Source organism: Microbacterium sp. NPDC086615, from assembly GCF_040686055.1.
In the GTDB taxonomy this organism is placed as follows: domain Bacteria; phylum Actinomycetota; class Actinomycetes; order Actinomycetales; family Microbacteriaceae; genus Microbacterium.
This window is the reverse complement of sequence record NZ_JBFBJJ010000016.1, coordinates 1-21,888: the sequence shown is the minus strand read 5'-3', so window position 1 is coordinate 21,888 and position 21,888 is coordinate 1. Positions and strand designations below refer to the sequence as shown.

Below are 21,888 nucleotides of genomic sequence, written 5' to 3'. Positions count from 1 at the left end.
ACGATGCTCGTAGTACTCGGCTTCGCGATGATCGCGGTGTTCATGACACTGGTCATGACCAAGCGCGCCACGCCCATAGCCACGCTGATCCTCGTGCCGATCATCTTCGGGCTGTTCACCGGCGCGGGTCTCGGCCTGAGCGACATGATCATCGAGTCGTTCCTCAAGCTGGCGCCGACCGCCGGGTTGCTGTTCTTCGCGATCATGTTCTTCGGCACGATGATCGACGTCGGGCTGTTCGACCCGTTGATCCGGCTCATCCTGCGCTTCGTCGGCAACCACCCCACGCGGCTGGTGGTGGGCACCGCGCTTCTGACGTCGATCGTGTCGCTCGACGGCGACGGATCGACGACATTCATCATCGTCACCTCGGCATTCCTGCCGATCTACCTGCGTCTCGGCATGAGCCCGGTGATCCTCACCGTGGTGGCCGCGATGTCGAACGGTGTGCTCAACACCGTGCCGTGGGGCGGCTCGACCGCACGGGCGGCCGCTGCGCTGAACGTGTCGCCCATCGACATCTTCGTGCCGATGATCCCCTCGATCGCGGCGGGTATCGGGGCTGTCCTGGTCCTGGCCTACCTGATGGGCCGCTCCGAAACGAAGCGCCTCGGCCGTCTCGAACTGACCGAGTCCCCGGGCTTCCTCCGACGAGCGGATGCCGTCGGCGAAGAGATCCGGGCCGGTTCCTCGCGTCGGTTCCGAGACCGCAGCGCTCAGGAGGACGCCGCTCCGACGTGGAACTCCTCGGTGGTCGTCACCAACAACTTCGCCGTTCCCGTCGACGACGAGGGCAAGAACATCCTCGACCGGCCGAACGCCCGCCCGAAGCTCATCTGGTTCAACCTGGTGCTCACACTCGCCGTCATGACCACCCTCGTCATGGACATCACCGAGCCGGTCGTCATCTTCCTCGTCGCCGCCGCCCTTGCACTGGTCGTCAATTTCCCGCGAGTTCAGGAACAGTCCGCGCAGATCAAAGCGCACGCCTCGTCGATCGTCTCCGTCGTCGGCATGGTGTTCGCTGCCTCCGTGCTCACCGGTGTCATGAGCGGCACCGGAATGGTCGAGGCGATGGCCGCCTGGCTGGTCAGCGTCATCCCGCCCGTGCTCGGACCGTTCATGGCGGTGATCGCCGGCATCCTGAGCATTCCGTTGACCTTCATCATGACCAACGACGCGTTCTACTTCGGGGTCCTGCCGATCCTCGCCGAGACCGCAGGGCACTTCGGTATCGAACCGGTCGAGATGGCGCGTGCCTCGCTCGTCGGTCAGGCCCTGCATCAGTCGAGCCCTCTCGTGGCGTCGTTCCTGCTGCTCATCGGTCTCGCGAACGTCAACCTCGGAGAGCACTTTAAGAAGGTGATCTGGCGCGGCACGATCGTCGCGCTGGTCATGCTCGCCGTCGGCGGCTTCATCGCCTACCCCCTCTTCTGAATCCCCGCATCACAGAAAGGCACCACCATGGCCATCACCTCGGTGAATCCCGCGACCGAAGAGGTCGTCGCATCCTTCGATCTGCACACCCCCGACGAGGTCGAGAAGAAGCTGGCCGCGGCCGCTGCCGCTCAGCGCGCATGGCGGCGCACCCCCGTCGAGGAGCGCACGGCGCTGTTGAGCCGCATCGCGGAGGTGTTGCGCGAGGGCAGCGAGGAGTACGCGCAGATCATCACGCGCGAGATGGGCAAGCCCATCGCCGAGTCGCGGGCAGAGATCGAGAAGTGCGCGGTCACGCTGGACTACTACGCCGCTCACGCGCCGAAATTCCTCGCCAACGAGAGGGTGGACTCGAACGCGAGCGAGAGCGCGGTGGTGTTCGACCCGCTGGGGGTGGTGTTGGCGATCATGCCGTGGAACTACCCGTTCTGGCAGTTCTTCCGCTTCGCCGCCCCCGCGCTGGCGGCCGGGAACGCGCCGTTCCTCAAGCACGCCAACAACGTGCCCGAGGCGGCGCTCGCGGTCGAGGAGATCGTTCGCAAGGCCGGCGCCCCCGAGGGCCTGTGCACGACCGTGCTCATCGATGCCGGCGACGTGAAGGCGCTGATCGACGATGACCGCATTGCCGCGGTCACCCTGACGGGCTCGACGCAGGTGGGCCGGATCGTGGCGTCGCAGGCAGGCACCGCGTTGAAGAAGCAGGTGCTCGAGCTCGGCGGGTCGGACCCCTTCATCGTGCTCGCGGACGCCGACATCGCCGAGGCGGCGAAAGTGGCGGTGAAGGCGCGCTTCACCAACGTCGGCCAGAGCTGCGTCAACGCCAAGCGCTTCATCGTCGAGGAGGCGGTGGCCGACGAGTTCGTCGCGGCCTTCGTCGAGCACGCGTCGGCGTTGAAGGTCGGCGACCCGATGGAGGACGACACGAACATCGGGCCGATGGCGCGGGCGAACCTGCGCGACGACCTGCACCAGCAGGTGCTGCGGACACTGGAGAACGAGAACACCGTGCTCAAGCTCGGCGGTGCTCCGCTCGACGGTCCCGGGTTCTACTACCCGCCCACGGTCATCGACCACGTTCGCCCGGGCGACACCGCGTTCGAGGAAGAGACGTTCGGGCCCGTTGCGGCCATCATCCGCGCACGCGACACCGCGCACGCGATCGAACTGGCCAACGACACCGAGTACGGTCTCGGTGCCGCCCTGTGGACCCGTGACCTCGCCCTCGCCCGGCGCCTGGTGCGAGAGATCGACGCGGGAGCGGTGTTCGTCAACGGTATGGTCGCCTCCGATGCGCGCCTGCCCTTCGGCGGCATCAAAGCGTCCGGCTACGGCCGCGAGCTCGGCGTCCACGGGCTGCGGGAGTTCGTCAACGTCAAGACCATGTGGATCGGGCCCGCGAAACCCCCCGCCCCCACCACCGGCGAGAAGATCGGCGAGTAACTCATGAGCATCGAGAGCATCACCTCCCAGCCCGCGCACGTCTTCCGCCCCGAGCAGCTCCCTTCCAAGAACCGCGGCGGCGGCGCCCGAACGATCCCTCTCGTCACCGCTGCTCGGGGCGCGACGACCTACCTCAACGGCGTCACGATCTTCGAGCCCGGTGCCGCGATCGGCCACCACACGCACAATGTCGCCGAGTCGGTCATGGTCATCGCCGGCCGCGCCGTCGTCGACATCGACGGAGAGCGAACCGCGCTGAACACGTTCGACACCACGTTCGTGCCCGCCAACGTCGCCCACCACTTCGAGAACGCCTCCGACACGGAGGAGATGAGGATCTTCTGGACGTACGGATCGCTCGATGCCACCCGCACCCTCACCGCGTCCGGGGAACACGGACGAGTGGATGCCGAATCCGCCGACACCGCTGCCGGCTCGGTACGGATGGTGACCGAGATGGCGACCATCGACGTCCTGCCCGGTCACAAGAAAGACTTCGAGGCCGCCGTGGCGAAGGCCGCCCCGCTGTTCCAGCGGGCGCGCGGGGCACGGACGCTCCGGCTGGAGTCCTCGGAGGAGAGCCCGCAGACCTACCGACTCTTCGTCGGTTGGGAAAGCATCGACGATCACGAGAGCTTCCGCGCCTCTGCGGCGTTCTCTCGCTGGCGAGAACTCATCGGCCCTCACCTGGGCGCGACGCCGCAGGTGGAACACCTGCGTAACACTCTCACTGCGTTCTGACGCTGTTGATCGCGGGCACGTCGCGCAGGCAACCGCTCGGCCGGATCGCGCGAAGTACCCGAGAGCGCTGCAAAGCTGAGGCTTCTTCGGGTCGATCTCTCACGCGGATGAGCGACGCGCGTTGGCGAGGAGGTCCGAATAGCCCGCACCTGTGAGGTACGAGATCACCGCATCTCGACTTCTCTCGAGGCACACGATCCGGTTCTCCACGACGCGGAGCTCTCGCGCGAGTTCCGCCGCTTCGGCACGCTTCGCCGGTCCGGCGGTTTCGATGTTCAAGACGATCTTGATCATCCGGGTGGAAAGGCCCGCCTCGACGAGAGCGCGGACATGGCGGGCATGCTCGACCTGCTCATCCGAGTAGTCCCGGTACCCGTTCGCCGCGCGCGACGCGGCGATGAGGCCCTGCTGTTCGTAGTAGCGCAGCATGCGCGCCGGCGCTCCGACCGCTTCTGCCGCCTCGCTGATCTTCATGCCGCACCACCCCGACGCGCCTTGATTTGACCTTGACAGTGATGTCAAAGTTTAGCCTTTCTGCGAGTGAAGGGTCCCGACCGCCGGGACCGATGAGAGGAACAGAACCCATGCGCAGCTGGGATGGACAGTCACGGAGAATCCTCGTGATCGGAGCGGGAGAGCTCGGGATGCCCGTTCTTCGCAACGTCGCCCGACGTGCCGCCGCGGTCGAGGGCTCCTCGATCGACGTGCTCCTGCGAAGCACCACCACAGAATCGCCCGCACCCGCGAAACAGCGCGATCTGGCGGAGATCCGGCAGCTCGGAATCGGCATCGTCCACGGCGATCTGGTGACGAACACTGTCGACGACCTCGCCCGGATCTTTCGGGACTACGACACCGTGATCGGCTGCACCGGCATCACCGCCGGTCTCGACACGCCGATGAAGGTGGCGCGCGCCGCGCTGGGCGCGGAGTTGCCCCGGTACTTCCCGTGGCAGTTCGGCGTCGACTTCGACGTGATCGGTCGTGGCAGCCCGCAAGACATCTTCGACGCCCAACTCGACGTTCGCGACCTTCTCCGATCACAGCACGACACCGAGTGGGTGATCATCTCCACCGGCATGTTCATGAACTACCTCTTCGACGCCGACTCCGGCATGGTCGACCTCGCTCACGACACCGTCAACGCGCTCGGAGCCGCGGACACCACCGTCACGGTCACCACCCCGGAAGACATCGGCGCCCTCACAGCGGACATCGTGTTCGCTGCGCCGCGCATCCGCAACGAAATCCTCTATGTCGCGGGGGACACGATCTCGTACGGCCAGCTGGCCACCACCCTCGAGACGGTCCTGGGTCGGCCCTTCGAATTGCGCGTATGGTCCGAGCCGACCCTCATGGCCGAGTTGGCTGCCGACCCCGACAACATGACCCGAAAGTACCGCGCCGCCTTCGCTCAGGGCCGCGGTGTCGCGTGGAACAAGGCAGACACCTACAACGAGCGCCACGGCATCTCGACGACGACCCTCGACGAATGGATCCGCACTCACCTCGCCGCGTGAACCCGCCCTCCCGGTGGAGTGAACGCCGACCGCTCTGGCTGAGGAAGCCCACGCCACCGCCACCGGCGAACTCCTCGCCGCGAGCAGTGAGCGCGAGCAGTGAGCGCGAGCAGGAGGCGCGAGGAGCGCGGGTGCGAACGCCGTTCCGGCCGCGGCCCGGGGCTCACCGCGTGGCGGTGCTCAGCGCCTTCGCGAAGCACCGCGACCCCGCGAACCGCACGTACGGCAGGAACACCGGGATCGCGCGGTAGCCGATCCGCTCGTACAGCGCGATCGCCTCGGGCTGCCGATCACCGGTCTGCAGGATGAGGCGCTCGGCCCCGCGCGCCCGGGCGAGGCGCTCCAGCTCGGCCATGAGCGCGCGGCTCGCCCCGCGCCCGCGCGCGCGGCGATCGACGAACACGCGCTTGACCTCGAGGTCGTCGTCGAGGGCGCGAAGAGCGGCGTGGCCCATCGGGCCCCCCGAGGGGTCGAGCACGAGGATCACGTCGACGATCGTGGCCGGGTCGACCGCGAAGTCCTGCGCGAGCAGCGCGGCGGTCTCGTCATCGAACGCCGCGAACACCTCGGCGTACCGCGGGCCGATCTCGTCGTCCATCGCCGCGCGCAGCGCCACCGCCCGCTCGTCGTCCCAGTCGACGCGCTCGATCGTCCACGCGATCGGTCGTGCGTCGACCTGGGTCGAGGTGTCGACTCGGGTCATCGTTCTCCTCGGGTGATGGGCGGACCGGATGCCACCCCTCCAGCATGCGCCGACCTCGCCGCCGCGGCGCCCGCGCATGACACACGGCGTCGCGCGGCGTCACGCCCCGTCATGACGACCCGCTCAGACAGGCCCACGGTTTGCGCGACGGCCATGACCGGCGCAGAGTGTCTCGGTGACCACCGCTCCCGCCCTCGACATCCCGCACGCCGACGCCACCGTCCTCGACAACGCCGCCTGGCACTCGCTCGCGGGCCCGCACTCCTCGTTCGCGATCGGCGGCGACCTCGTGCGCCGGTATCCCGCCGACGTCGCGCCCTTCGTCGCGGTGCGCTCGTGGGAGGAGCCCGGCGTCTGGGACGCGCTGCGCGACCTCGTCGGCCCCGGCGCCGATGTGGGGCTCTCGGGTTACGAGGGCGGCTTTCCCGACGGGTGGGAGTACCTCGGCGGCGGCGAAGGCGTCCAGCTCGTCGAGACCCACGCGCTGAAGACCCGCCCCGACGACGAGGCGATCGAGCTGGGCGCGGACGACGCCGCCGACATGATCGCGATCGTCGACCGCAATCAGCCCGGCCCGTTCCGGCCCCGAACCTACGAGCTCGGCCGGTACATCGGCATCCGTCGTGAGGGTCGGCTCGTCGCCATGGCGGGCGAGCGCCTGCACCCGACGGGATGGACCGAGATCAGCGCTGTCGCGGTGGATGCCGATCACCGGCGCCAGGGCCTCGCCTCGCGCCTGGTGCTCGACGTCGCCTTCCACATCCAGCAGCGCGGAGACCGGGCGCTGCTGCACGCGGCGGCAGCGAACGTGAACGCGATCGCGGCGTACGAGAAGCTCGGCTTCGCCCTGCGTCGGCGAAACAGGTTCGCGTCGGTGCGCACGCCGGCCTGAGCGCGAGCGAGCCGGGCTCCCGCCTGCGCCTCGACTTCCGAATGCATTCGGAATACAATGAGGGGCATGGGTACCGCGACATTCCTCCCCGCTCATTCGCGGCGGTCATCCGATCTCAGCAAGCACTCGGCCGAAGTCTTCGCCGAAGCCGAAGATCACCCCATCACCGTCACGCGACGCGATGGGCAGACGCTCGTTCTCATGTCCGAGCGCGAGGCGAACGCCCGGGCACAGCTCTTGAACTTCGCGGCGCAGCTCATCACGGTGACCCTCGACGACGATGGGCCATTGGACGAGCGCATGGCGAGGACATTTCCGTGGATGCTGGCGCTCTCGAGCGCCGATCGGACGCAATGCGCACAAGACCTCGTCGATGCCGCGCGCGCATCGTTTGCGACCGATCAGCCTCACCTCGCGCTCGCGGAACTCACCTCGTGGAAAGAGACCGCGGTCGCCGTCGCCGCCGGGCTCGCCACGACCACGGTCGACTGGCTCGGTGACGACGGCGAGACCGTCGAGCGTCCCTGAGCATGGCGGCTTCGAAGCGCGGCGAGGTCGTTCCGCGCCCTCCGAAGAAGATCGAGTACGAGGTTCGATTCGCGACGGCGGATGCCCGGCGCGGCTGGCAAGACCTCGTCGCGACGGTTCGCAACGCCATGGCCGACTGCTGGGATTTCCTCACGCGAGCCCCGCTGAAGACGACACCGACGAACTACCGGCTGAAAGGCGAACTGGGAACCATCACACGTGCGGGTGTGACCCACGAGCGATGGCAGCACAAGCCGACGCTCGAGGGTGGCGCGCGCGTCTGGTTCTTCGTCGAAGGCCGCACGGTGTGGCTCGAGCACGTCCACACGAGCCACCCCAACGAAACGAAGTAGAGCCTCTCCGCCCCCCCGGTCACGAGCCCAGAACGGCGCGGGCGGAAGGACAACCCTGAGTGTCCAAGAAACCCGGACAAGTTTCCTGACGCGTCCGGGTGTTGTGGACACTCAACGGCGTGCCCGCTCATGCGTGACCGCGCGTGACCGTCCGTGACAGCGCGCCGACCGTGCCGCCGACGCCGCGGCTAGCGTGACCGACGTGGCCCGTGCACTCCGCTCCCTCGGCTTCCTCACCATCGGTCTCTTCGACCGCGAGAACCCGCGGGCGGGGCACGAGACCACCCTGTCGATCATCGAGCGCGGCGAGAGCCTCGGCTTCGACAGCGCGTGGCTGCGCGACCGGCACCTGCAGTACGGCATCTCTTCCCCGGTCGCGGTGCTCGCCGCTGCCTCGCAGCGCACGAGCCGGATCCGGCTGGGCACCGCGGTGATCCCCCTGGGGTGGGAGAACCCGCTCCGCTTGGCCGAAGACCTCGCGACCGTCGATGTGCTGGCGGGCGGGCGCCTCGAACCGGGGTTCTCCGTCGGCCCTCCGCCGCGCCTCGACGACGTCGCGGCGGCTCTGTACCCCGACACCGTCGAGCACGAGGAGTTCGGATACGAGCGCCTCGCGCGACTGCGCCGCTTCCTCGCGGGGGAGCCCGTCAGTGCCCGCGCCGGCACCGAGGGCATCGAGGAGTATTCCGAGCGGATCGAACCGCACTCCCCCGGCCTGAGCGACCGGCTCTGGTACGGCGCCGGAAGCCCCACCTCGACGACGTGGGCAGCCGAGAACGACTTCCACCTCCTGACCAGCAGTGTGATCCAGTCGACGACATCGACCGACTTCGACGCCGAGCAGTACGCGCAGATCCGCCTCTACCGCGACACGCACCCCGCCGGCGAGACCGCCCGGGTCTCGCAGGGTCTGGTGGTCGTGCCGACCGACTCGGCCACGCCCGATCAGCGTCGACGCTACGAGGCCTATGCCGAAGCGCGACGCGGGCGCGTCGGCATCCCTCAGGGTCCGCGCCGGATGCTGTTCGCCGAGGATCTCGTCGGCACGTCGGAGCAGATCGCCGAGCGGTTGCTCTCGTCGCGGGCGTTCCCCGAGGTTGACGAGGCCGCCTTCGCCCTGCCGTTCTCGTTCGCCCCCGACGACTACGCGCAGATCCTTGAGGACATCGCGGGCCGACTGGGCCCCCTCCTCGGCTGGGCGCCCGACTGACGCGAGCGCGGGCGAAGTTGAGTGTCCAAGACACGCCGTAACGGCCTCCCGCTTTACGGCGTGTCTTGGACACTCAACGGGGACGGGCCGCGGCCGGGGGCACCACGGGCTGGGCCGCGGCGGGCGGATCAGCGCTGCCGCGCCACCGCACGCCCCAGCCGCGCCGCGGCCTCGCGCAGTAGCTCCTCCGAGGTGTCCCCGTAAGCGAGACGCAGGTGCCGGTCGGCATCCGTCCCCGGCCCCGAGGGGAAGAACGAGCCGCGCTGGTACTCGACGCCCTCGGCGCTCGCGTCGGCGGCGAGCCGATCGGCGTCCAGGGAGTCGTCGTTCAGACGCGGCCAGAGGAACAACCCGCCGTCGGGCACGGTCACGTCGAAGGCTCCGGATGCCGAGAGCGCATCGGCCAGAGCATGAGCCCGCGACCGGTACAGCGCCCGCGCCCGCCCGAGCACCCGGTCGAAGAGCCCGGCGTCGCTCGTCAGCAGTTCCGCGACCACCGCCTGCACGAAAGTCGACGAGTGCGAATCCTGGCGGCTGCGCAGGGCCACGGCATCCGGGACCAAGCGCTCGGGCAGCACGACCCACCCGAGGCGGAGCCCCGGACCCAGTGTCTTGGTGAAGGTGTTCACGTGGATGACGTGGGCGGAGTCGTGGAACGGAGCGAGCGACTCGGGCTCTCCCGCGAAGCGCAGTTCGCGGTACGGGTCGTCGGCGAACACGACGAAGCCGTACTTCTCGGCGAGGTCGACCAGCTCGCGGCGGCGGGCCGTGGGAAGAGACGACTGCGAGGGGTTGTGGAACTTCGGCACCGTGTACACCGCGGCGGGACGCGCGCCGGCCCGGAGTTCCGCGGCGAGCGCGTCGACATCGAGTCCGTCGGCGCCGACGCGGATCGGGAGCACCCGCGCGTCGGCCAGCTCGAGGCCCCGCAGGAACAGCGGGAACACCGGGTTGTCGACCGCGACGAGGTCGCCGCGCTCGAGCACCGTCTGCACCGCGATCGCGAGGCCGTGGAAGCCGCCGTTCGTGATCAGCACGCGGTCCACGGACACACCCTCGCGGGCCGCGATCCATTCGCGCAGCGCCGGGATGCCCTCGGTGCGCGAGTACTGCAGCGACGGCGCACCCGGCGCGCTCAGCACCCGGGCGGTCGCCTCGGCCAGCTCGGCGGTCGGCAGCACCGACGGATCCGGGATGCCGCCGAGCAACTCGATCGCGTCGGGTCGACGGTCGCGCAGGGTCTGGTCACCGAACCCCTTCGGCGCGGTGAACGCCTCGATGAGCGCGGGTCGGGAGGGGGCGAGAACGGTCATCGGGAACTCCGGAGGTCAGGGGCGGGGATGGCGTCGACGAGGGCGCGGGTGTACTCCTCGCGGGGGTGCGAGAGCACGTCGGCGACGCGGCCGGCCTCGACCACCCTCCCGTCTTTCAGCACCGACACCGTGTCGGCGATCTGGCGCACGAGGGCGAGGTCGTGCGAGACGAAGAGGTACGTCAGGCCCCGCTCGCGCTGCAGGCGACGCAACACATCGAACACTCCGGCCTGCACGGTCACGTCGAGGGCCGAGGTCGGCTCATCGAGCACGATCACGTCGGGCTTGAGCACGAGGACGCGCGCGATGGCGACGCGCTGACGCTGGCCGCCCGACAGCTCGGCGGGACGGCGGCGAGCCAGATGGGGCGGGAGGCCGACGGCATCCAGAGCCTCCGTCACCTTCGCCGCCCGTTCGGCGCGCGTGCCGATCCGGTACTGGTCGAGGGGCTCGCGCACGATCCTCCCGACGCTCCATGTGGGATCGAGCGAGGTGAAGGGGTTCTGGTAGACGAGCTGGAGGTGCCGACGGATGCCGCGGAGCTCCGCCGGCGTCCGGCCCGAGACCGCGACGCCGTCGACGAAAATCTCTCCGGCGTCCGGGCTCTCGAGTCCCAGCAGCAGACGGACCGTGGTGGTCTTGCCCGAGCCTGACTCCCCCACGAGGGCGTGCGTCGTGCCGGGCGGGACGCGGAACGAGACGCCCGAGACGGCGGCGCGGGCCACCCCGTCGACCACGAAGCTCTTCGACACCTCGCGCACCTCGATGCGGGTCGCGGTGGTGTCGGTGGTCCATGCGTCGACACCGCGTTCGTCGGCGTCGCGGCGGTAGCGGTCGGGGTTCAGCGCGGGAGCGTCGGCCTGCAACTGCACCGTGTACGGCGAAGTGGGGGCGGCGAAGACCTCGCGGGTGGCCCCGGCCTCTTGGACCCGCCCGTCCTTCAGCACGACGATCTCGTCGGTGCGCTCGGCCGCGATGGCGAGGTCGTGGGTGACGAGTAGCAGACCGATGCCGAGATCCTCGCGCAGGTCGTCGAGCAGGTCGAGGATGCGCTTCTGGATCGTCACGTCGAGGGCGCTGGTCGGCTCGTCGGCGACGAGCAGGTCGGGGCGCGGCAGCACCGCGAGTCCGATGAGCACGCGCTGGAGCATCCCCCCGGAGAGCTGGTGCGGGTACGCCCCGCACACGCGCGCGGGGTCAGGCAGGCCCACGCGCGCGAACACGTCGAGGATCGCCGCGCGCTGGGCACGGGCGTCGGAGAACCCCGCGAGAGCCGCCGCCTCGTGGGCTTGCGACCCGACGGTGCGGACAGGGTTCAGCGCGTGTGACGGGTCCTGCGGGACGAAGCCGATGCGGCGCCCCCGGTACGGGCGGAACCGCGCCTCCGACAGCCCCAGCAGGTCGTCGCCGTCGAAGGCGATACGCCCCCGTGCGGTCGCCGCTCCGCGCGGCAGCAGACGTAGGATCGAGCGCGCGATCGTCGACTTCCCCGAGCCCGACTCGCCGATGAGGGCGAGGCTGCCACCGCGCGGGATCGCGAACGAGACGTCGTGCACCACGGGGGTGCGACCGTAGGCGACCGAGAGACCCTCGACCGCGAGGAGCGCGGTCGCGGTGTGCGCCTCGGAGCGCACGGGAAGAGTGGTGGTCATGACGTCCTCCGGAGCCAGCGGCTGATGCGGTTGATCGAGAGCACGGTCGCCACCGTGACCAGGGCGGGCCACACGACGAGCCACGGCGCCCGCGGGTAGTCCTTGCCCGCCGAGATGAGCAATCCCCAGTCGGATGCCGGGGGCGGATCGCCGTAGCCCAGGAACGCGAGGCCCGCGATGACGAGGATCGACAGGCCGAACTGCAGCACGGCGAGGGGGATGAGCGAGCGCGACGCGTTCGGGAGCACGTGTCGGAACAGGACGTGCAGGGTCGATCCGCCCTGCAGCCGCGCCGCCTCGACGAAGACCGACGACCGCACGCGCAGCACCTCGGACCGCATGACCCGGGCGAACACCGCCACGGCCGAGACGCCCGTCGCGATCGCGGCGTTGATGGTCTGGAAGCCCAGCGAGCTGACGATCACGACCGCGAGCAGGAACGCCGGGATCGCGAGCAGCACGTCGACGAAACGCGCGAGCACGGTGTCGGTCCACGATCCGAGGAAGCCGGCGAGCAGGCCGATGAGCCCGCCGACGACGACCCCGATCGCCACGGCGACGAGGGCGCTGGTGACCGAGGACTGCGCGCCGAACACGATCCGCGCGAAGAGGTCGCGACCGAGGTGGTCGGTGCCGAGTAGGTGTGCGGCGCTGGGTGCCTGGAGCTTGTCGGCGGGCACTCCCTGCGCGGGGTTCTGCGAGGTGAAGAGCGCGGGCGCGAGCGAGAAGGCCAGCACCACGGCCACGACCGCGAACGAGACGATGACGTCGATCGGGACGGAGAGACGGATGCCGCGGGCGCGGGCGAGCAGACCGCCCGGCGCCGATCCCGGTGCCGATCCCTGTGATGGGTCGACCACGGTCGGCACCGGGGCCGCGCGGCGGGACAGGGGTGCGGTGGTCATACGATGCTCACCTCCTCACGAAGCAGCGGTGCGGGCTCTTCGGCAGCCGGGGCGGCGACCGTGCGCCCGCGGGATCCGATCGACACCCGCGGGTCGAGGAGCGGGTAGGCCAGGTCAGCGATGAGGTTGACCAGGACGAACACGATCGCCGCGAGAGAGACCACCGCCTGCAGCACCGGGAGGTCCTGACTCGCGACGGCCTGCTCGACGAGGGTGCCGATGCCGACGCGACCGAAGATCGCCTCGGTGATGAGTGCGCCGCCCAGCAGCTCGCCGACGATCAGGGCGAGAACGGTCACCGTCGGCAGCGCCGAGGGCTTCACGAGGTGGCGCAGGAACAGCGCGTTCTGCCCGAGGCCGCGCGAGCGGGCCACCGCCACGTACTCCTGCCGGGACTCGTGGTCGAGCGAGGCGATGAGCACCTCGGCGAGCTGAGCGGAGACCGGGATGCCGAGCGCCACCGCCGCGAAGAACGTTCCCCAGGGCGTCTCGGTGTCGATCATGCTGAACAGCCCGAGACCGAAGGCGAACACGTGGATCAGCAGCAGGCCGATCACGAAGTTCGGCACCGAGAGGAACAGCGAGGGCAGCGAGCGCAGAGCGCCCTGGCCGAAGCGCGGCGGGAGGAACTGCGTGCCGTACGCGATCACGACGGCCAGCACCACGGCGACCAGGAGAGCGGCCCCCGCGAGCGCGAGCGTGGATCCGAGCGCGTCGAGCACGAGGGTTCCGACGGGCAGGTTCGAGCGCAGCGAGACGCCCAGATCTCCCACCACGAAGCGACCCAGCGACGAGCCCAGCTGCACCCACCACGGCTGGTCGAGGCCGTAATACGCCACGATGCGGGCGATGTCGTCTTCGGTGAAGCCGTTATCGGGATTGCGCAGGGTGCTCGTGATCGGGTCGCCGGGCAGGATGCTGATCACGAAGAACGTGAACAGGTACGCCAGCAGCACGACGACGAGCGCCTGGCCCGTGCGGCGCAGCGCGAAGCGGCCGTAGGTGCGGAGCATGCTCTCCTCCTCTCGTCTCGGTGGAACGGGTACGGGGACGGATGCCGTGGCATCCGTCCCCTGTCCGATGTCAGCTGTTGAGCCAGGTGCCCAGGTAGTACGAGTAGGCGAGGCCGTTGTAGCTGACGCCACTCACTTCGGGCGACTGCACGTAGACGCGCTGGACGATCTGGGTGAGGGGCACGAAGTAGCCCTGCTGGAGCACGTAACCCTGCAGCTCGTCGGCGACCTTCGCGCGGGCGTCGCGGTCGGTGGCCGTGGCGATGCGGGTCGAGAGGTCGTTGAGGGTGGCATCCGAGGTTCCGAGCTTGAACCAGTCCTCGTCGCCCTTCTTCTGCGAGGTGAGGACCCCGGCGACGGTTCCCACGTCGACGAAGCTCCGGGTGATCTCTGTGGCCGGGATCGTGGCGTTGCCGATCACCTTCTGGCCGTAGGTCGGCACGTCGTAGGTCTCGAGGTTCACCTCGAAGCCGAGGCTCGTCAGCTGCTGGTCGACGAGCTCGTCGACCGACTGCGAGGCCTGCAGGTACGGATTGGGGTAGAGCGTGAACGACAGCTTCTGACCGTTCTTCGTCCGGACGCCGTCGGCGCCCTTGAGCCAGCCGGCGTTGTCGAGGAGAGCGGCGGCCTTGTCGGGGTCGTACGCGAAGTCGGCGCTGTGGTCGGTCGCCTCGGGCACGGTGCTCTGGAACAGCGACTCGGCCGCGTGCCAGTCCGTGGTGTAGACGGTCGAGAGGATCTGGTCGCGGTCGATGCCATGCTGCACGGCCTGGCGCACCTTCACGTCGTCGAAGGGGGCGACGGAGGTGTTGAGCGCATAGCCGTTGACGAAACCGAGGTAACGCGGGGTCTCGACGGTCAGCCCCTCCTCCTTCAGCGCGTCGAGGTCCTGCGGACTCGCGTTGTAGGCCACCTGCGCCTGGCCCGACTCGACCGAGGCGGTGCGCAGCGTGGGCTCCGCGACCTGCTTGTAGGTGATCGTGTCGAGGTACGCGGCACCTTCGTGGCCGACGGCTTCGGGACCCCAGTCGTAGTCGTCGCGCTTCTTCAGAACGACGCTGTCGCCCTCGGCGACCTTCTCGACCGTGAACGGGCCGCTGCCGATGTCCTTCGTGAGATCGGCCTGCTGGTCGGCGGGGAGCGCCAGCGTCGCCGGGGACAGGAGGATCGAGCCGTGGTACGCCAGCGTCGGGATGAAGCTGAGCGTCGGTGCCGAGAACGACACCTTCACCGTCGTGGCATCCACCGCTTCGGCACCCGCGTAGTTGGCCGAGGGGAACAGACCGATGCGGTTGATGCCCTCGTCGGGCCGACCCTTCGCCCAGATGTCGATGTTCGCGACGACCGCGGCTGCGTCGAGGGGTGTGCCGTCCGAGAAGGTCACGCCCTCTTTGAGGTGGAGTGTGAACTGCGTCTTGTCGGCGTTCTCGTCCCAGCTCTCCGCGATCCACGGGCTGAGGTTGCCCTCGGCGTCGACGTAGACGAGCTTGTCGGTCACGTTGCCCCAGATCTGGCCCTGGTAGCTCGAGATGGAGCTGTTGTTGGGGATCCAGGTGGCGCCGAGCGAGTCGATGAGGAACACGAGGTCGCCGCCGGGCTTCGGGGCGGCGTTCTCGGCCGGGCCCGCCGCGGTTCCCGCGCCGCATCCGCTGAGGAGAACGGCGCCGACGGTGAGGGCGGAGGCGACGCCCAGGAGGCGTCGGAAGCGAGTGGTCATGGAGGGGTCCTTGTGCTGTGGGAACGTGCTGTGCAGAACGGGTTACAGGGCTTTGCCGGGGTTGAAGAGACCGGCGGGATCGAGCGCGTCCTTGATCGCGAGCTGAGCCGACCGCACGCGCGCGGCGAGCTCTTCGGCGGCGAGCGCGCGCTTGACCGTGCCGATGCCGTGCTCGCCGCTGACGGTTCCGCCGAGCGCGAGGGCGGCGCGCACGATGTCGTCGGTGGCGTCGTGCAGCGCCGCCGGGACGAGGGAGGGGTCGGCACCCGCCGGGATCGGAAGGGTGACGACGGGATGCAGGTTGCCGTCGCCGGCGTGGGCGACGGCGCTGACCGCCACCCCGTGGCGCGCCGCGATGGCGGGGAAGCCCGCGAAGACCTCGGCGATGCGCGACTTCGGTACCGCGACGTCTCCGCCGGCGAACCAGGATCCCTCGTCGAAGCGCCGCCCCGAACGTCGCAGTTCCCAGAGGACCTCGGCATCCGGTTCGCTCTCGACCTGCACGCGCCCGCCGGCGGCGGCGAGCGCTGTCGTCAGCTCGGCGGTCTGCTCGTCGATGCCGAACCCGTCGAGCTCGATGAGCAGGAGGGCCGCGCCGCGGGCGCGAAGGCCCGAATCGTTCGCCGCGTCGATGCCCTCGAGGGTCGGCTCGTCGAGGAACTCGATCACGCTCGGGCGCACGCGCGAGGCCGTGATCGCACCGACGGCCGCGGCCCCCGCGGCGGTCGACTCGAAGAACGCCGTCACCGTGCGCCGGGCGACGGGGAGGGGACGGATGCGGACGGTCGCGCCGACGACGATGCCGAGCACCCCCTCCGACCCGACGAACAGCGACACGAGGTCGAGCCCGGTGACGCCCTTGATCGAGCGGTGGCCGATCGAGACGAGGCTCCCGTCGGCGAGGACGACGTCGAGGGCGAGCACCGACTCGCGGGTGACGCCGTACTTCGCGCAGCGCAGACCCCCGGCGTTGGTCGCGATGTTGCCGCCGATGGTCGAGATGCGCCAGCTCGCGGGGTCGGGGGCGTAGAACAGGCCGAGCGGGGCGAGGTGCTCGTTGAGCGCCGCGTTCAGGACACCCGGCTCGACGACCGCGACCTCGTCGGCGGGCGACACCTCGATGATCCGGTTCAGGCGGTCGGTCGAGACGACGAGCTGCTCGGCGTGCGCCACGGCGCCGCCGGAGAGCCCGGTGCCGGCGCCCCGGGGAACGATGCTCACGCCGTGACGCGCGGCGAGGCGCACGAGCTGCTGGACCTCGCCGACGGTGGTCGGGAAGGCGACCGCGGGACCGTCCGTCGCGCTGGTGCCGCTTCGAGGCGCGGTGCCCGCGTCGTGCGCGTACTCCGCGGTGTCGGCGGACGGCGGGAGCACCTCGACGCCGGGGGCGTCACGCTCAATGTCGTCGAGCAGGGCGGACAGGCCCGTGCGCGGGGCGGTCGCGGTGGAAGCGCTCATGGGCGTGCCTCTCTGGGTGGGGACGGGAGTGCAGCCGAAGGTAGGGCGATGCCCGGGCGGCGGTCATCTCGGCGGAAACGCGCCGTCGCGATGCGTCGCGGTCCGTCACGGAACGTCGCGTGGCGTCACAGTCCCGCACCGCGCAGGCGGCCCGGGCTACCCTTCCGCGCCCGCACCTCCCTCGCTGCGCGATGCACGCCGAGTGTCCAAAACACGCGGACGAATTTTCGCGGAGTCCGGGTGTTCTGGACACTCAACGCCGGGCGCGCGACATGCGGCACGCGGTGTCCGGGTGTCTTGGACACTCAACGCCGGGCGCGGGCACCGGCGGGCGCGGGCGCGGCGGGCGCCACCCGGCCGTAACAATGACGCCTCGCGGCGCTGCGTTACGGACGCGATTGTGCCGGCGCGGCACCGGCGGCACAGTGGGCGTTTCGGCGGGACCGGCCCGCTGCGAAGGAGTCCCGATGCCCGACCGCATCCACCTCGCCGTCGCCCTGGACGGCGCTGGCTGGCACCCGGCCGCGTGGCGCGAGTCCACCGCGCGCCCCACCGAGCTCACGACGCCCGTGTACTGGCGTGACCTCGCCCGCACGGCCGACGGTGCCGGACTCCTCTTCGCGACCATCGAGGACGCACTGAGCCTGGGCGGGCGATCGTTCGAGCCGGATGCCGAGACCCGGCGCGACCGCGTGCGGGGCCGCCTCGACGCGGTGCTGTTGGCGTCATTCCTGGCCCCGGTCACGCGTCGCCTGGGTCTCGTGCCGACCGCGACCACCGCGCATCCCGAACCGTTCCACCTCGCCACCGGACTCCAGACCCTCGACCACGCCAGCCGGGGCCGCGCGGGTGTCCGCCTCGTCGCGGGCTCGACGCCGCAGGAGCGCGCGAACTTCGGCCGCCGCGCCGACGGACCGACCGGGATCCCGGCATCCGGTCGCGTCGAAGACGACCCCGCGCTGCTCGCGGCGTTCCGCGAGGCCGGCGAAGTGGCCGAGGTCATCCGGCGTCTCGCCGACTCGTGGGAGGACGACGCGATCGTGCGCGACCTCGAGACCGGGAAGTTCCTCGACCGGGAGCGCGTGCACAACGTCGAGTTCGAGGGCGAGTTCTTCTCGATCACGGGCGCCTCGATCGTGCCGCGCTCCCCGCAGGGCCAGCCGCTCATCACCGCCCTCGCGCACCAGACGATCCCGTACCGTTTCGCCGCGGAGCACGCCGACCTCGTCTTCGTCACACCCGCGGACGCGGCGGCGGTCGGCGGCATCCTGAACGAACTGGCGGATGCCGCGGACGAGGTGCGCACGCTCGACGAGCCGCTGCGCGTGTTCGCCGATCTGCTCGTGCTCGTCGGAGAGACGCGCGCCGAGGCCACCGCGGTGTGGAACCGCCTGCAGGACCGCGCCCCGCTCGCCACCGACGCCCGGGTCGTGGTCGGCACCGCCGACGACGTCGTCGACGAGATCGCGGCCCTCGCCGCTCAAGGGGTCGACGGCATCCGCCTGCGCCCCGCGCGCCTGCCCGCCGACCTCGAGGCGATCGCCGACCGGGTCGTGCCGCGCGCGGCGGCCGCCGGCATCCTGCTCCCCGACGACGGCGCACCGACGCTGCGCGAACGCGTCGGACTCCCCCGTCTCGCCAGCCGTTACGCCCGTCAGGAGGTCGGCGCATGACCCGCCGTCAGATCCACCTCGCCGCCCACTTCCCGGGGGTGAACAACACGACCGTCTGGACCGACCCGAGCGCGGGGAGCCAGATCGACTTCTCATCGTTCGAGTACTTCGCCCGCACGGCCGAGCGCGGTTTCTTCGACTATCTCTTCCTCGCCGAGGGCCTGCGCCTGCGGGAGCACCGCGGGCAGCTGCACGACCTCGATGTCGCGGGACGCCCGAACACCCTCGCGATCCTCACCGCGCTGGCGGCGGTCACCGAGCACATCGGCCTCGTCGGCACGCTCAACACGACCTTCAACGAGCCGTACGAGCTCGCTCGTCAGCTCGGCACGCTCGACCTGCTGTCGAACGGCCGCGCCGGATGGAACGCCGTGACCAGCTCCGACGCGTTCCACGGCGCGAACTTCCGCCGCGGGGGCTACCTCGACCACGCCGACCGGTACGTGCGGGCGTCGGAGTTCGCGGCGCTGTCGAAGGCGCTCTGGTCGTCGTGGCGCGACGACGCGGTCGTGGCGGATGCCGAGACCGGGGCGTTCCTCCGCGACGACGCGATCGAGCGGGTCCGGCACGAGTCCCGTCTGTTCGACGTCGACGCGGTGTTCGACGTTCCGCGCTCTCCGCAGGGGAGACCCGTGATCGTGCAGGCCGGGGATTCCCCCGACGGCCGCGACTTCGCCACGGAGCACGCCGACGTCATCTTCTCGCTGCACACCGAGTTCTCCGACGCGCAGCAGTTCTACCGCGATGTGAAGGGCCGACTCGCGGCGCACGGCCGCGACGAGGATTCGCTCAAGATCCTCCCGGCAGCCACCTTCGTGCTCGGCGACACCGCCGACGAGGCCCGCGAGCGCTCGCGCGAGATCGCCCTCGCCCAGGTTCGCCCGCAGACCGCGATCACCTACCTCGAGCAGATCTGGAACCGCGACCTCAGCGGGTACGACCCCGAGGGTCCGCTCCCCGACGTCGAGCCCGACACGGGCGTCGAGACCGCGCAGGGCTTCGCCGGTCGACACGCGGCGATCCGCGCGCGCGTCGGGCAGCTGCGCGAGCAGGCGGCCGCTGAGAACCTCAGCATCCGGGAGCTCGTGATCCGTCTGACCGCGAAGCACACCTTCGTCGGGACGCCGGAGCACGTGGCATCCGAGATCGACCGGTACGTGCAGGAGCGCGCGACCGACGGCTTCACCGTCGTCGGACACGTCACCCCGCACGGCCTCGACGAGTTCGCCGACCAAGTCGTGCCGCTCCTGCAGGAGCGCGGCTCCTACCGCCGCTCGTACGACGACGGGGCGACGCTGCACGACCTGCTGGGGCTGCCGCCGGTGCTCACTCCCGCCGTGCGATGATCCGGGTCGTCATCGTGGGGGCCGGCCCGCGCGCGGTGATGCTGGTCGAGCGCCTGCTCGCCCGCCGGACCCGCGCGGCCAGTCCACGCCTGCACATCACGCTCGTCGACCCGCACCCGCCGGGGGCCGGTCGCATCTGGCGCCGCGATCAGTCTCCGCTGCTCAAGCTCAACTCGATGGCGCGCGACGTGACCGTGTTCACCGACGAGACGTGCGCGATCTCGGGGCCGGTGCGTTCCGGGCCGTCGCTCATCGAGTGGGCCGAGCGCGTCCGCGCCGGGACCATCCCCGACGTCGCGATCGACGATCCGGATCTGGATGCCGAGCTCCGAACGCTCCGCGGAGACAGCTTCCCCACGCGCCGACTCCAGAGCGTCTACCTCGACTGGTTCTGGCGACGCACGGTCGCGATCGCGCCGCCCAGGGTCGAGGTGCACGAGCACCGCGGGGTCGTGCAGTGGGTCGACGACACGATCGACGGGTACGAGGTGGCGTTGGCCGATGGCATCCGTCTTCCCGCCGACATCGTCGTCTACGCGGTCGGGCACAACGGCCGCGACCCCGACGGCGAGACGCGCGCCCTGATCACCGCGGCCGCGGACGCGGGCCTGGCCTACGTGCCGCCGTCGTTCACCGCCGACGCCGACCTCTCGGTGCTCGGCGCGGGTGACGACGTCATCGTGCGCGGCATGGGGCTGGCGGCGGTGGATGCCATCGTGCTGCTGGCCGAGGGACGCGGAGGCCGCTTCGTCCGAACGCCGGAGGGCCGCGTGCGGTACGAGCCCTCGGGGCGGGAACCGCGCCTCCACCTCGGCTCGCGCCGCGGGGTGCCGTACCGCTCGAAGGTCTCATCGGAGCTGCGGGGCGACCCACCCGCGCGCGAGGTGCTCACCCCCGCGGCGATCGCGGAGCTTCTGGCGCGACCGGGCACGATCGACTTCCTCGACGACGTGTGGCCGCTGATCGCCCGCGAGCTCGTGTGGGGGCACTACCGCGAGCTGTTCACGGGACACCCCGAACGTGCGCTCGTCTCGTGGGAGGTCTTTCAGACGACCCTGCGCGCGGTCGACGGCGACACCGCGGCCCTGCGGCGCGCAGTGGCCGAGGTCGTCCCGGATCCGCTGGATCGCTTCGACGTCCCCGCGCTCGACGTGCCCCTTGGCCAGGAGACGTTCGCGGACGCCGCCGAGGTGCACCGCCGCGTCCGGCAGCACATCTCCGACGACCTGCTCCTGCGCACGACCCCGGAGCGCAGCACCGCGCAGGCGCTGTTCCTCACGATCCTGCAGTCGTTCCTCGCGGTGTCCGAGATCCCCGCCGAGCGGTGGAGCGCGCGGTCGCGGGCGATCGACCTCCCCGTGACCTGGCACACCTTCTTCAGCTACGTCGCGTCGGGGCCGCCGGCACACCGGCTCGAAGAGATCGGGGCGCTCGCGGATGCCGGGATCGTGCGGTTCCTCGGACCCGAGATCGCGGTGCGCATCGACGACGGGCGATTCGTGGCATCCTCTCCGCGGGTTCCCGGGGAGGTGCGCGCCGGCGCGCTCGTCGACGCGTGGCTTCCGAGCGCCGAAGCGGCCGCGAGCGACAACGCGGCCTTGCGCGAACTGGCGACGCGGCACGGCCGCGAGGTGCACGTCGCCGACGAGACCTTCACGGGTTCGCTCGGCCGCATCGACATCGACGCCGACGGACGCGTCGTCTCACGCGACGGCATCCCGCACGCGACCCTCTTCGCCATCGGACCGTTCACCTCGGGCATGGAGGCCGGCGCCTTCACCCGCCCACGCTCCAACGCCCTGTCGCTCCGGCACACCGACCGCGTCGCCGGCGCGGTGTCCGAGGCGGTGGCCGCGGTGTCCGCGCGGCGCTGGGCGTTCTCGCGCTGAGCCCGCGCCTCGCGCCGACGCGAACTTGCCGCCGAACTCGCCGAAGACGAGGTTCTGGCTGCGCTTCTCGATGAGGCCGAAGGCGGCGGCATCCCAGA

Annotated in this window: 19 protein-coding genes; 11 read left to right on the top strand and 8 right to left on the bottom strand. The window is 70.4% G+C overall.

The genetic code is table 11. The annotated features are described in order from the left end of the window. Window positions 1-3: 3 nt before the first annotated feature. From AB0O24_RS14870 to AB0O24_RS14860, 3 genes are read left to right on the top strand one after another with little or no spacing between them, the layout of a single operon-like run. Entirely contained in the window at window positions 4-1,437 is a 1,434-nt protein-coding gene (locus AB0O24_RS14870; protein ID WP_275798713.1) for an SLC13 family permease, read from the top strand. Between the two features lie 27 nt (window positions 1,438-1,464). Then, window positions 1,465-2,877, top strand: a complete 1,413-nt coding sequence (locus tag AB0O24_RS14865; protein ID WP_275798714.1) for an NAD-dependent succinate-semialdehyde dehydrogenase — start codon at window positions 1,465-1,467, stop codon at window positions 2,875-2,877. Between the two features lie 3 nt (window positions 2,878-2,880). Next, the gene (locus AB0O24_RS14860; RefSeq protein ID WP_307383330.1) at window positions 2,881-3,618 is read left to right on the top strand and encodes a cupin domain-containing protein; all 738 of its coding nucleotides are present in this window, start codon (window positions 2,881-2,883) and stop codon (window positions 3,616-3,618) included. A gap of 99 nt (window positions 3,619-3,717) precedes the next feature. Here AB0O24_RS14860 and AB0O24_RS14855 read toward each other — a convergent pair whose 3' ends face one another. Next, on the bottom strand, window positions 3,718-4,092 hold the full coding sequence (locus tag AB0O24_RS14855; RefSeq protein ID WP_275798717.1) for a MerR family transcriptional regulator: 375 nt from the start codon (window positions 4,090-4,092) through the stop codon (window positions 3,718-3,720). 110 nt (window positions 4,093-4,202) lie between these two features. Between AB0O24_RS14855 and AB0O24_RS14850 the strand changes: the two genes are divergently transcribed. Continuing rightward, window positions 4,203-5,138, top strand: a complete 936-nt coding sequence (locus AB0O24_RS14850) for an aromatic alcohol reductase (RefSeq protein WP_307383334.1) — start codon at window positions 4,203-4,205, stop codon at window positions 5,136-5,138. A gap of 163 nt (window positions 5,139-5,301) precedes the next feature. On the opposite strand, the gene AB0O24_RS14845 is transcribed toward AB0O24_RS14850, so the two are convergent. Continuing rightward, window positions 5,302-5,841 carry a GNAT family N-acetyltransferase gene (locus tag AB0O24_RS14845; RefSeq protein WP_363375920.1) on the bottom strand — a complete coding sequence of 180 codons (540 nt, stop codon included), beginning with the start codon at window positions 5,839-5,841 and terminating at the stop codon, window positions 5,302-5,304. Between the two features lie 175 nt (window positions 5,842-6,016). On the opposite strand from AB0O24_RS14845, the gene AB0O24_RS14840 reads away from it, so the two are divergent. From AB0O24_RS14840 to AB0O24_RS14825, 4 genes are all read left to right on the top strand, one after another. Then, the gene (locus AB0O24_RS14840; protein ID WP_363375917.1) at window positions 6,017-6,733 is read left to right on the top strand and encodes a GNAT family N-acetyltransferase; all 717 of its coding nucleotides are present in this window, start codon (window positions 6,017-6,019) and stop codon (window positions 6,731-6,733) included. 66 nt (window positions 6,734-6,799) lie between these two features. Continuing rightward, the gene (locus AB0O24_RS14835; RefSeq protein WP_363375915.1) at window positions 6,800-7,261 is read left to right on the top strand and encodes a prevent-host-death protein; all 462 of its coding nucleotides are present in this window, start codon (window positions 6,800-6,802) and stop codon (window positions 7,259-7,261) included. Window positions 7,262-7,263: 2 nt separating this feature from the next. Continuing rightward, window positions 7,264-7,614, top strand: a complete 351-nt coding sequence (locus tag AB0O24_RS14830; protein ID WP_363375912.1) for a hypothetical protein — start codon at window positions 7,264-7,266, stop codon at window positions 7,612-7,614. 193 nt (window positions 7,615-7,807) lie between these two features. Next, complete coding sequence (locus AB0O24_RS14825; RefSeq protein ID WP_363375909.1) at window positions 7,808-8,824, top strand: LLM class flavin-dependent oxidoreductase; 1,017 nt, start codon at window positions 7,808-7,810, stop codon at window positions 8,822-8,824. Window positions 8,825-8,952: 128 nt separating this feature from the next. Here AB0O24_RS14825 and AB0O24_RS14820 read toward each other — a convergent pair whose 3' ends face one another. The 6 genes from AB0O24_RS14820 to AB0O24_RS14795 form a co-directional block, all read right to left on the bottom strand. Next, window positions 8,953-10,137, bottom strand: a complete 1,185-nt coding sequence (locus tag AB0O24_RS14820) for a PLP-dependent aminotransferase family protein (protein WP_363375908.1) — start codon at window positions 10,135-10,137, stop codon at window positions 8,953-8,955. Next, window positions 10,134-11,789 carry an ABC transporter ATP-binding protein gene (locus AB0O24_RS14815; protein WP_363375905.1) on the bottom strand — a complete coding sequence of 552 codons (1,656 nt, stop codon included), beginning with the start codon at window positions 11,787-11,789 and terminating at the stop codon, window positions 10,134-10,136. The genes AB0O24_RS14820 and AB0O24_RS14815 overlap by 4 nt, the downstream gene beginning before the upstream one ends. After that, on the bottom strand, window positions 11,786-12,694 hold the full coding sequence (locus tag AB0O24_RS14810; protein ID WP_363375902.1) for an ABC transporter permease: 909 nt from the start codon (window positions 12,692-12,694) through the stop codon (window positions 11,786-11,788). Before AB0O24_RS14810 ends, AB0O24_RS14815 begins: the two co-directional genes overlap by 4 nt. Beyond that, window positions 12,691-13,707: an ABC transporter permease gene (locus AB0O24_RS14805; protein ID WP_363375899.1), complete on the bottom strand. Its 1,017-nt coding sequence runs from the start codon at window positions 13,705-13,707 to the stop codon at window positions 12,691-12,693. Before AB0O24_RS14805 ends, AB0O24_RS14810 begins: the two co-directional genes overlap by 4 nt. Window positions 13,708-13,777: 70 nt before the next feature. After that, complete coding sequence (locus AB0O24_RS14800) at window positions 13,778-15,424, bottom strand: ABC transporter substrate-binding protein (RefSeq protein ID WP_363375896.1); 1,647 nt, start codon at window positions 15,422-15,424, stop codon at window positions 13,778-13,780. Between the two features lie 42 nt (window positions 15,425-15,466). Next, the gene (locus AB0O24_RS14795; protein WP_363375894.1) at window positions 15,467-16,882 is read right to left on the bottom strand and encodes an FAD-linked oxidase C-terminal domain-containing protein; all 1,416 of its coding nucleotides are present in this window, start codon (window positions 16,880-16,882) and stop codon (window positions 15,467-15,469) included. 467 nt (window positions 16,883-17,349) lie between these two features. Here AB0O24_RS14795 and AB0O24_RS14790 point away from each other — a divergent pair, with 467 nt between their 5' ends. From AB0O24_RS14790 to AB0O24_RS14780, 3 genes are read left to right on the top strand one after another with little or no spacing between them, the layout of a single operon-like run. After that, window positions 17,350-18,555, top strand: coding sequence for an LLM class flavin-dependent oxidoreductase (locus AB0O24_RS14790; RefSeq protein WP_363375891.1), 1,206 nt, complete (start codon window positions 17,350-17,352; stop codon window positions 18,553-18,555). Further along, a complete protein-coding gene (locus AB0O24_RS14785; protein ID WP_363375888.1) occupies window positions 18,552-19,901 on the top strand; it encodes an NtaA/DmoA family FMN-dependent monooxygenase in 1,350 nt (449 codons plus the stop codon). The genes AB0O24_RS14790 and AB0O24_RS14785 overlap by 4 nt, the downstream gene beginning before the upstream one ends. Then, window positions 19,898-21,790, top strand: coding sequence for an FAD/NAD(P)-binding protein (locus AB0O24_RS14780; RefSeq protein ID WP_363375885.1), 1,893 nt, complete (start codon window positions 19,898-19,900; stop codon window positions 21,788-21,790). Before AB0O24_RS14785 ends, AB0O24_RS14780 begins: the two co-directional genes overlap by 4 nt. The last annotated feature ends 98 nt before the right edge of the window (window positions 21,791-21,888 follow it).

Coding starts and splice junctions, on each gene's coding strand:
- AB0O24_RS14835 (WP_363375915.1), top strand. CDS start 6,800: ATGGGTACCGCGACATTCCTCCCCGCTCATTCGCGGCGGTCATCCGAT.
- AB0O24_RS14785 (WP_363375888.1), top strand. CDS start 18,552: ATGACCCGCCGTCAGATCCACCTCGCCGCCCACTTCCCGGGGGTGAAC.
- AB0O24_RS14820 (WP_363375908.1), bottom strand. CDS start 10,137: ATGACCGTTCTCGCCCCCTCCCGACCCGCGCTCATCGAGGCGTTCACC.
- AB0O24_RS14850 (WP_307383334.1), top strand. CDS start 4,203: ATGCGCAGCTGGGATGGACAGTCACGGAGAATCCTCGTGATCGGAGCG.
- AB0O24_RS14780 (WP_363375885.1), top strand. CDS start 19,898: ATGATCCGGGTCGTCATCGTGGGGGCCGGCCCGCGCGCGGTGATGCTG.
- AB0O24_RS14805 (WP_363375899.1), bottom strand. CDS start 13,707: ATGCTCCGCACCTACGGCCGCTTCGCGCTGCGCCGCACGGGCCAGGCG.
- AB0O24_RS14845 (WP_363375920.1), bottom strand. CDS start 5,841: ATGACCCGAGTCGACACCTCGACCCAGGTCGACGCACGACCGATCGCG.
- AB0O24_RS14795 (WP_363375894.1), bottom strand. CDS start 16,882: ATGAGCGCTTCCACCGCGACCGCCCCGCGCACGGGCCTGTCCGCCCTG.
- AB0O24_RS14830 (WP_363375912.1), top strand. CDS start 7,264: ATGGCGGCTTCGAAGCGCGGCGAGGTCGTTCCGCGCCCTCCGAAGAAG.
- AB0O24_RS14855 (WP_275798717.1), bottom strand. CDS start 4,092: ATGAAGATCAGCGAGGCGGCAGAAGCGGTCGGAGCGCCGGCGCGCATG.
- AB0O24_RS14810 (WP_363375902.1), bottom strand. CDS start 12,694: ATGACCACCGCACCCCTGTCCCGCCGCGCGGCCCCGGTGCCGACCGTG.
- AB0O24_RS14865 (WP_275798714.1), top strand. CDS start 1,465: ATGGCCATCACCTCGGTGAATCCCGCGACCGAAGAGGTCGTCGCATCC.
- AB0O24_RS14860 (WP_307383330.1), top strand. CDS start 2,881: ATGAGCATCGAGAGCATCACCTCCCAGCCCGCGCACGTCTTCCGCCCC.
- AB0O24_RS14870 (WP_275798713.1), top strand. CDS start 4: ATGCTCGTAGTACTCGGCTTCGCGATGATCGCGGTGTTCATGACACTG.
- AB0O24_RS14815 (WP_363375905.1), bottom strand. CDS start 11,789: ATGACCACCACTCTTCCCGTGCGCTCCGAGGCGCACACCGCGACCGCG.
- AB0O24_RS14800 (WP_363375896.1), bottom strand. CDS start 15,424: ATGACCACTCGCTTCCGACGCCTCCTGGGCGTCGCCTCCGCCCTCACC.
- AB0O24_RS14790 (WP_363375891.1), top strand. CDS start 17,350: ATGCCCGACCGCATCCACCTCGCCGTCGCCCTGGACGGCGCTGGCTGG.